This window comes from Mycobacterium sp. IDUB_21, from assembly GCF_055419425.1.
The window spans coordinates 1-9,714 of sequence record NZ_JBVAXQ010000026.1 but is presented as its reverse complement, the minus strand read 5'-3'; the positions used below and the strand labels follow the sequence as shown (position 1 = coordinate 9,714).

The following is a 9,714-nucleotide window of genomic DNA, read 5'->3' as shown; positions in this document are numbered from 1 at the left end:
TCAACCGCCGCAGCGAACGCCGGCTCATCAGCCAGCAACCGACGACCCATCCCCACCCAATGCGAACCCTGACCCGAAAACACAAACACCGGGCGGGAAGCCGACGCCCACGGCCGGGGCTCGGTGACACCGGCTGCGGATTCGCCGGCGGCGAGTGCGGTCAGTCCGGCCACTGCGGCGGCGCGGTCACGGGCGCAGACGCCCGCGGTGTATTTGAAGCGACTTCGATTCTCGCGCAGGGTGTGTGCGACGTCGGCCAAGGCCACATCGGCGCCGTCGGACTGCAACCACGCCGCGAGCGCACCCGCGGTGGCCGCGATACGCGCCGGCGTCTTACCCGACACCAGCAACGTGCTCATCACCGGCGACGACGGGGCGGCCGTGACCGCCTCAGCTGCTTCGGTGACCGGGGCCTGCTCGATCACCACATGCGCATTGGTGCCCGACACCCCGAACGACGACACCCCGGCCCGACGCGGACGCGACACCGCCGGCCACTCCATCGCCTTGGCCGCAATCTGAAACTTCGCCGCCCCCGCACCGGCATTCGGCGTCAACTCCGAAAAGTTCAAATGCCGCGGAATGAACCCGTGCTGCACCGACAGCACCGTCTTGATGAAACCCGCAACGCCAGAGGCGGATTCCAGATGCCCCAGGTTGGTCTTGACCGAACCCAACACCAACGGCGCCGAGGAACCCCGCTCACCGAACACCGCCGAGAGCGCATCCAACTCGATCGGATCACCCAGCGCCGTACCGGTCCCGTGCGCCTCGACATAATCGATATCGCCCGGCGTCAACCGCGACGACGCCAACGCCGCCCGCACCACCTTCTGCTGCGCCGGACCCGACGGCACCGTCTGACCACTCGACGGCCCATCCTGATTCACCGCCGAACCCCGCACCACCGCCAAAACCCGGTCACCGTCACGCTGAGCATCCGAGAGCCGCTTGAGCACCACCACACCGGCGCCCTCGCCGCGCACATAGCCGTCGGCGGTTGCATCAAAGGTCTTGCACTGCCCATCGGGGGCCAACATCCCCCACCGCGACGTCGCAACACTGTTCTGCGGGGCCAGAATCAGGTTCACCCCGGCGGCCAACGCCGCATCGGACTCCCGGCGCCGCAGACTCGCACACGCCAGATGAATCGTGACCAACGACGACGAACACGCCGTATCCAGCATCACCGCCGGCCCGTGCACGCCGAGGAAATACGACAACCGGCCAGCCGCGAAGTTCGGCCCGTTGCCAAACGAGAGGTAGGGGTCGACGTCGCGCGGGCTGAGCTTCTCCGCTGCGATCAGGGTGTAGTCGTTAGTGGTGAGCCCGACGAAGACGCCGGTCTGGGTACCGCGGATCGCCTCCTTGGTGATCCCGGCGTGCTCCAACGCCTCCCAGGCCACCTCCATCAACAACCGCTGCTGAGGATCCATCGCATCGGCCTCACGCGGCGAAATACCAAAAAACTCCGCATCGAACTCCGCAGGCTGCCACGACGACAAGAAACCACCATCGCGAGAACAAATCGTCCCGGGCTCCGAATGATCCGCCGAGAAGAACGCATCCGCATCCCAGCGATCCGCCGGAACCCGCACAATCCCCGAGCCCTCATCGCACAACAGCTGCCAAAAACCGGCCGGATCATCCACCCCACCGGGCAGCCGACAACCCAAACCCACCACGGCGATCGGCTCGGTGTCACCCGCCTCGGCCACCGCCAACCGCGCCGTCAGATCATCGATCTTGCGCAACGCCTCAGCAACAACTGACCGACGATCCGTCCCCCCGCCGGACGCAGCACCCATACCGCTCAACTCAACCTCTCCGATAGTTGCGCGAGCAGTTCGTCATCGCTCATGTCGTCATAGGCGTCCGCGTTGTCCTGCTCGGCGGCCTCCACCAGCTCCGGCAGGATCGTGGCGAGGTATCCGGTCAACGCGTCGACGGTCGGATAGTCGAAGACGACTGCGGCCGGCAGGGTTTCGCCGAGGCTGTCCGACAGCGCTCGCTGCAGGGTCACGCTCATCAGCGAATCCATGCCGGAGGCGAAGAATCCGGCTGTCGGGTCCAGTGCGTGGCGTGACGCCAGGCCCATAGCGGCGACGACCTGCGCGATGACGTGGTCGCGCAGCAACTCCAGGCGCTGTTCCGTTTCGGCTTCGGCCAGCATCCGGCGGAACTCGGTGGTGACCGACGCCGATCCGTCGGCAGGTTCGGCAACAGCCAGCAGGTCGTCGACGATGTGCAGCGCCGCCCGGGTGCGATAGGCGGTGGCCAGGCGCGGCCAGTCCGCCGCCACCACGGTGTGCCGCACGGCATTGTGCGCGCCGATCACCAGCGGCAGCGCTGTGATCGCCACGTCGTCGCTCATCGGCTCCAAACCGGACTCCACGGTCACCTGGCGTTCGACGTCGGACTGGGTGTCGTTCAACGACTTCCACAGTCCCCAGTTGATCGCGGTGGCCGGCAGCCCGGCCGCCCGGCGTGCGTAGGCGAAGGTGTCCATGAAGGTCGTGGTCGCCGTGTAGTGCGCCAGCCAGCGGGATCCGGTGATTCCGGAGATCGACGAGAACAGCACGAAGTGGCGCACCGGTTGCCGCAGTGACAGCTTGTGCAGCACCGCGACCACGTCGAGTTTCGGACGGAACATGGCGGCGACGTCATCGTCGGTCATGTCGCGCAGGGTGACCGGGCCGCCGGCGAAAGCGGCCACGTGGATACCGGCCAGCGGCGGCAGGTCGGAGCCGAACCGGTCGAACAGTGCGCTCATCGCGGTCTCGTCGGCCGCGTCGGCCGCCACCGTCACCAGCGTCGTCCCGGTCGCGGACAACTCGGCCGCCAACTCGTCGAGGCGCGTCCCCGGGCGTCGCGACACCGCGACGATGGTCTTGGCCCCGCTGGCCGCCAGCTGCCGAACCAGCTGCGGCCCGATGTTGCCGGTGGCACCGATCACCAGATGACAGCTGTCCGAGTCGAATCCGACCGGCGTGGCGGAGCCGGTTGGATGGCCCTTGCGCAGCCGCGGGACGCGGCGGACACCGGCGCGGTAGACGATCTGGTCCTCGGTGTCGGCGGCGTCGGCCTCGGCGAGCAGGTACCCGGCGACCAGCGCCGCCGGAACCGACTCGTCGACATCGACGACCCGGCCCCAGATCTCGGGGTGTTCCAGGGCAAGGCTGCGGCCCAGCCCCCACAGCACGGCGTGCGCGGGGTTGGCGCGGTCGCCGTCACCGACCGGTTGGGCATTGCGGGTCAGCAGGAACAGCTTCGCCGGCTGCGAGGACTTCGAGGCCTCGGCCCGATCCAGCATGGCCGCGGTCAGTCGCCGCGCCGTGTTGAACGTGTCGTAGGCCGGTGCCGCGGTGAGGCCCGCCGTCGCCGGCGGCGCGTACAGGACGTGGGTTGCTCCGCTCAACGCCGTTGCGAGTGGCGCCGGGTCGGCGTCGGCGGCCAGCGCCGATGCGTCCAACGTGGTCACAGCGCCGCCCTGCTTGGCACCGAGTTCGGCGCCCAGGCCGTCTTCGCCGATCACCAGCCAGGACTGGTCGGCCACCGAGGGCACCGGGGCCGGCGGTTCGCTGGCCGGCCAGGCCAGCTCGCACCACCACTCCGCGGGCACCACGCCGGCACTGCCGGTGCCGAGGCCCGCGCCGGATCCGGCCGGTCCCGCGGTGCGTCGGATCGCCGCGGTGTCGATCCAGTGCCGGCTGTGCTGCCACGGCGTCGCGGGCAGCACCGGGTGTGGTTCCGGCGGGTGCGGGGTCTGCGGCGGCTGGGCGGTGTGAGTGCGGTTGAGGTTGGTGTGGAAGCTGACCGCGTCGTCGGCGTTGCGCGCCAGGGTTCCGACGCTGTGGTGGTGGCCGCCGAGTGCCTCGCACGTGTCGGCGATCGCGTGGGTCAGGATCGGGTGTGCGCTGACCTCGATGAAGGTGGTGTGTTCTGCGCCGGCGGCGGCTACGGCCTGAGTCAGCAGCGCCGGCTGCCGGACGTTGTTCACCCAGTAGTCGGCGTCCAGCAGCGGCATGCCACCGGCGGGCATGGCGGTCTCGGTCACGGTGGAGAAGAACGGGATGGTGGCGACCTCGGGCGTCAGCCCCGTCAGCGCCGCCTGCAGGCCGGGCAGGATCGGGTCCATCAGCGCGGTGTGCGAGGCGACTTCCATGTTGACCCGCCGGGCGAATTTGTTCTGGGCGCTGACCGCGGCGATCACCGAGTCGACCGGTGCCACCGGGCCGGCCACGACGGTCTGCTTGGGCGACAGATACCCCGCCACGCTGACATCCGGGTAGTCGTCGAGGAGCGCCTCGGTGGCCTCGGCGTCGAGGTTCAGCAGCGCTACCGCGCCCTGTCCGGCCTGTTGTGACATCAGCCGGGAACGCGCCGCGATCACCCGGAAACCGTCGGCCGGGGTCAGTGCGCCGGCCACAACCGCCGCGGTCACCTCGCCCATGGAGTGACCGATGACGGCGTCGGGGTGCACCCCGTAGGAGCGCCACAGCTCTGTCAGGGCCAGTTGGAGTCCCATCAGGACGGGCTGCACCTGCGCGTCGCCGCTGACCGATTCACCGCCGGAGATCACCTCCCACAGCGAGAATCCGACGTGTTCGACGAATACCGGTTCCAGCACGGCCAGTGCCCGGGCGAACGCCGGTTCGTCGGTGAGCAGTTGCTGGCCCATGCCGGCCCAATGCGAGCCCTGCCCGGAGTACACGAACACCGTGCCGGGCCCGCACGGCCCGTCATGCGGGCCGACGACCCCGTCGCCGGACGTACCGGCGGCCAGCGCCAGCAGGCCGCGCACCGCCTGGCCCCGGTCCCGGGCGCATACGGTGGCGAACTGGGCTTGCCGGGCGCGGTGGTGGTTGAGGGTGTGCGCGACGTCGGGCAGTTCCACCTCGGCGCCTGCGCCGTCCAGCCAGGCCGCCAGGTCGGCGGCGGTCGCTGCGATCCGCTCCGGGGTCCGACCGGAGATCACCAGCGTGGTGACCGCCGGATCTGCTTCGCGCGCAGCGATTTTGGCGGGCGGCGCCTGCTCGATCACTACGTGGGCGTTGGTGCCACCGAAGCCGAACGAGGAAATCCCAGCCCGCCGCGGGTGGTCGGTGGACGGCCAGTCCTGTTGTTCGGCAACGACCTTCAGCCGCATCTGGTCGAAGGCGATGTGCGGGTTCGGGGTGTTGAAGTGCAGGTTCTTCGGGATCTGCGCCCGTTGCACGGCCAGCACCGATTTGATGAAGCCGACCATGCCGGCGGCCGCCTCCAGGTGGCCGAGGTTCGACTTGGCCGCGCCGAGCAGCAGCGGCGCGTCCTCCGGACGTCCCCGTCCCAGCACGGTGCCCAGTGCCCGGGCCTCGATCGGGTCGCCGAGCAGGGTTCCGGTGCCGTGGGTTTCGACGTAGTCGACTTCCTGCGCCGCGATTCCCGCGTCGGCGTAGGCCGAACGCAACACTGCCATCTGGGCGGCCGGGTTGGGAGCCAACAGCCCGTTGGAGCGGCCGTCGGAGTTGATCGCCGATCCGCGGACCACCGCCAACACCCGGTCGCCGTCACGGCGGGCGTCGGACAGGCGCTTGAGCACCACCACACCGCAACCCTCGCCGCGGACGAATCCGTCGGCGTCGGCGTCGAACGCGTGGCACGCCCCGGTCGTCGACAGCGCACCGCTCTGGTCGAAGCCGCGGAACACCGCGGGTGACATCAGCAGGTTCACCCCGCCGGCGATGGCGGTCTCAGACTCCCCGGTGCGCAGACTCCGGCATGCCAGGTGCAAAGCGACCAGCGACGACGAGCACGCGGTGTCCACCGTCACCGAGGGGCCGCGCAAGTCCAGGAAGTACGACAGCCGGTTGGCGATGATGCTCAGTGCGCCACCGGCGTTGCTCCAGGCGTCCACGCTGGTCAGGTCGGCGGACGCGTGGCAGCCGTACTCGGTGATGCTGGCCCCGACGTACACGCCGGTCTGCGAGCGTCGCAACGAGGTCGCCGGAATTCCGGCGTGCTCCAACGCTTCCCACGCCACCTCCAGCAGCAGCCGCTGCTGGGGGTCCATCTTGACGGCTTCGCGGCTGGAGACCTCGAAGAATTCCGCGTCGAAGGCGGCGATGTCGCGCAGGAACGAGCCCCAACGGGTGGTACGGGCGATCGCGCCAGAGATCTCCGGCGACCCGTCGTCGAACGGCGCCCATCGGTCGGCCGGCACTTCGGAGACCGCGTTGCCCCCGTCGATCAGGAACTGCCACAGCGCTTCCGGTGAGTTGATGTCGCCGGGGAACCGACAACCCAGACCGATCACCGCTATCGGCTCGTCGGTGCCGAACCGGCCGGGGTCGGGCCCCGACTCTTCTTCGGCCGACTCCGGATCAATGAGGAACCGCGCCAACTCCGCAACCGACGGGTGCTGCCAGAGCTCAACCGGCGAGACTTTGCGACCGAGCAGTTCGGACAACTCACCGCAGAGCACGACGGCGTCTCGAGAGCCGACGCCCAAGTCGTTCAGCGACGCGTTGAAATCGATTTCGTCCGGGCTACAGCCGATATTGGTGAGCAGATAGTCAGCCAGCCAGTGGCGCAAGGCTTCTTCGTCAAATGCTGCGGTCATGCGGGGAACTCAACTCCCACTAGATCCCGTCCCATCCGGCCGGAGCCGATTCCACGCTGTCGAACAGCTCATTCAACACACTGTCGGCCGACTCCAGCAGCGCGCCGTTGGCGGCCGCCGCGTCGTCACCGGAGTCCTCCTGCGGCAGCAGCTTGCCGGTCAGGTGCGCCGCCAGCGCCGCAGTCGTCGGGTGGTTCCACAGCATCGTCGCCGACAACTCCAGGCCCACGAGCGCTTCGATATCGCGCCGAACCGCCATCGCCATCACCGAATTGAGGCCGAGCTCGGCGAATGGACGGTCCAGCTGTAGTTCAGCCTCCGACATGCGAAGTTCGCGGGCCAGAATGCTGCGCAACCCGATTTCCAACTCGCTCAGTATCTCATCGGCGGGCAGTTGCGCCCAGTCGCGGGCCGGAGCGAGGCCGTCGGCACCTGCCCCGCCCGGCTCCCCTTCCGACGGCAACGGCACCATGACGGCCTGAGCGACGTCGTAGTGCTCCACGTGGTCCCAGGCGGCGAAGGCTTCGGCCGGGGAAATCGGCCGGGACCCCATCCGCTCCAACTCGTGCAACACGACGTGTGCCTCAGCGCCGAAGCCGACACCCTTCCACGCCACCCAGTCCAGGCTGACGCTGTGGCAGCCCTGCCGGTGGCGGGCCCGGGCCAGGCCGTCCAGGTAGGCGTTCGCGCTCGCGTAGGCGCCCTGGCCGGGAACCCCGAACACCGCGCCCGCCGCGGCCGTCATGAAGAAGAAGTCCACGCTTGCCGGCGGGAAGAGTTCGTGCAGCACCTGGGCGCCGGCGACCTTCGGCCACATGGTGTCCCGGAGCCTCTCGCCGTCTACCTCGGTCAGCAGCTGACCCTCGGTGATGCCGGCGGCGTGGATGATGCCGCGGATCGGCGGAGCTCCCGCTGCATCGCGCCGGGCCAGCAGGTCGATCACGCCGTCTCGGGAGCCGATGTCGAGGGCGGCCACGTCGACGGTGACACCGCGGCGCTCCAGTGCCCGGATGGCGGCGATCTTGTGTCGGATGTCGGCATCGACGGCCTGATTCTCCTTGGCGTCCCAGTCGCGCCGGGGCGGCAGAGCGGTGCGCCCGGCCAACACCAGCCGGCGAGCACCGCGGTCGACCAGCCACCCGGCCATCAGCAGACCAAGCGCACCCATCCCACCGGTGATCAGGTAGGCGCCGTCGGGTTGGCACACCATCGGCTCGCGTTGCGGCGGACCGGAGATCGGGGTGAATGCCGGCGTGAGGAACTGGCCGTCGCGGAGCACCAGGATGGATTTGGCCGGGGTACGCAGGATGCCCGACAGCGTCGCGGCAATGTCGGCGGCGTCGGCGGCGTCGGCGGTGGGCAGATCCACCAAACCGCCGCACAGCTGCGGTTGCTCGGCCCGAATCACCCCGGCCAGGCCCCACAGGCAGCTCTGCCGCACCGCGGCGTCCGAGACGGCCTCGTGAACCCCATGGGTGACGATCCACAGCGCGGGCGAGTGCTCGTCGCGCTCGGCCAGCCTCGCCACCAGGTCGGCCACCTCGCCGGCCAGCCGGGACGCGCAGTCCAGGTCGGTTTCGCCTGGCCGCCCCGGGTCGGCGACGTAGATGACGGCCTGAGCCTCGGTGACGCCGGCACAGCGGTGACCGGCTGCGGTCAGTCCGCCTCGCAGGGCCTCTGCGGCGGCATCGTCGCCGAGTACCGCCACCGTGCCGGGCTGATCCGGTGTTTGCGGAGCCGCGTCCCACGGCTGCCAGTCGATCGCGTGCGCGATCGAGCTCGGGTCCGCGGCAGCGGTCGCCGTGTCCAGCGCGGCGTACCGCAGGGCGCGGATGTCTACGCAGTGGACACCGTCGGGCGTCGTCACCGCGATGTCGACGATGAGTTCGCCGTCGTCGCCGTCGCGTCGGTGCACGGTGACGTCGGCCCGACCGTCGGCGGGCGGTTCCCCGAACCGGACGCTGTCGACCGCGGCGGGCACCATCAACTCCGGGTTGGAGCCGTCCACCAGCCGCGCGATGTGCAGCGCGGCGTCGAGCGGCGCCACCGTGCCGGAGTGCGCGCACGCGACGTCGGCCCGCAACTCCACCGGCGTCGACCGGCCGGAGTTGACGACCCAGTCGAACGGCCGGCCTTCACTGCCCCAGGACAGCCACAGCGAGGTCACCGCCTCGTCATCGAACTGTGTTCCGGCATGGCCGTTTTTGCGCGGGCTATCGGTAGCCGCCGAGACGGATTCCGCGCGGGCCGCGATGCGGGCGCTGAGGTGTTTGACCCAGCGAGCGGCGGGGTCGTCGGTCGCTGATTTCGACGACACGGCCTTCGACAAGATGGCGATCGATTCGGCGTCGGCGACGACCTGGATGGTCCGGGGCCGGTCGACGATGATCGGGTGCTCGAAGCGGATGTCGCTGACCGCCGGCTGCCCGCTCACCTCGATCGCGGCCTCCGACAGGGTTTGCAGCAGCACCGATGCGGGCACCAGCTCCACCCCGTTGTTGCGGTGACTGCCCGGGTACGGCTTGGACTCGGGCGTCAGCCGCGCCTGCCACAGGTGGACGGTCGGTGTGCTGCCGATCTTGATGTGAGTGCCCAGCAGGACTCCGGATCGCGGCGCGGATTCTGCTGCGGTAACGGAGTTTTCAATCTCCAGCCAGTGGTGGGTGTGCCGCCAAGGCGTGCCGGGCAGCACCGGGTGCGGCTCGGCCGAATGCGGCAGTTCCCGCGGGCTCACCGGATGCGCGCTGTTGAGATGCTGATGGAACTCGACGGTGTCGTCGCCGTTGCGCACCAAAGTGGCGACGCTGCAGTGCGGGACCGTCTCCAGGTTCTCGTCGATGGTGTGGGTGAGGATCGGGTGGGGGCTGATTTCGATGAAGGTGCCGTGGTTCTGCGCTGCGGCGGTGATGGCCTGACCGACCCGGGCGGGTTGGCGCACATTGTCGGCCCAGTAGTCGGCATCCAAGCTCGGAGTGGGCCCGGCCGGGTCGACCACCGTGGAAAAGAACGGGATCTGCGGGGCAGCGGCAACCAGGCCGGCCAGCTCCGCCCGCAACTCATCCAGGATCGGATCCATGAACGCGGTATGCGAGGCCACCTCCATGTTGACCCGC

The 9,714-nt window shown here is 69.4% G+C and carries 3 protein-coding genes; all 3 read right to left on the bottom strand.

The window, feature by feature from the left end:
• Positions 1-1,808 (bottom strand): type I polyketide synthase (locus ACZYY4_RS22950; RefSeq protein WP_463812324.1); only part of this gene is annotated, 1,808 nt, incomplete at its 3' end.
• Positions 1,809-1,813: 5 nt separating this feature from the next.
• Entirely contained in the window at positions 1,814-6,601 is a 4,788-nt protein-coding gene (locus ACZYY4_RS22945; RefSeq protein ID WP_463812323.1) for an SDR family NAD(P)-dependent oxidoreductase, read from the bottom strand.
• A gap of 19 nt (positions 6,602-6,620) precedes the next feature.
• Positions 6,621-9,714, bottom strand: a 3,094-nt coding sequence (locus ACZYY4_RS22940; RefSeq protein WP_463812322.1) for a KR domain-containing protein, incomplete at its 5' end; no start/stop codon positions are given.

Excerpts from the sequence above, each read along its gene's own strand:
- ACZYY4_RS22945 (WP_463812323.1), bottom strand. The coding sequence starts at position 6,601 with ATGACCGCAGCATTTGACGAAGAAGCCTTGCGCCACTGGCTGGCTGAC.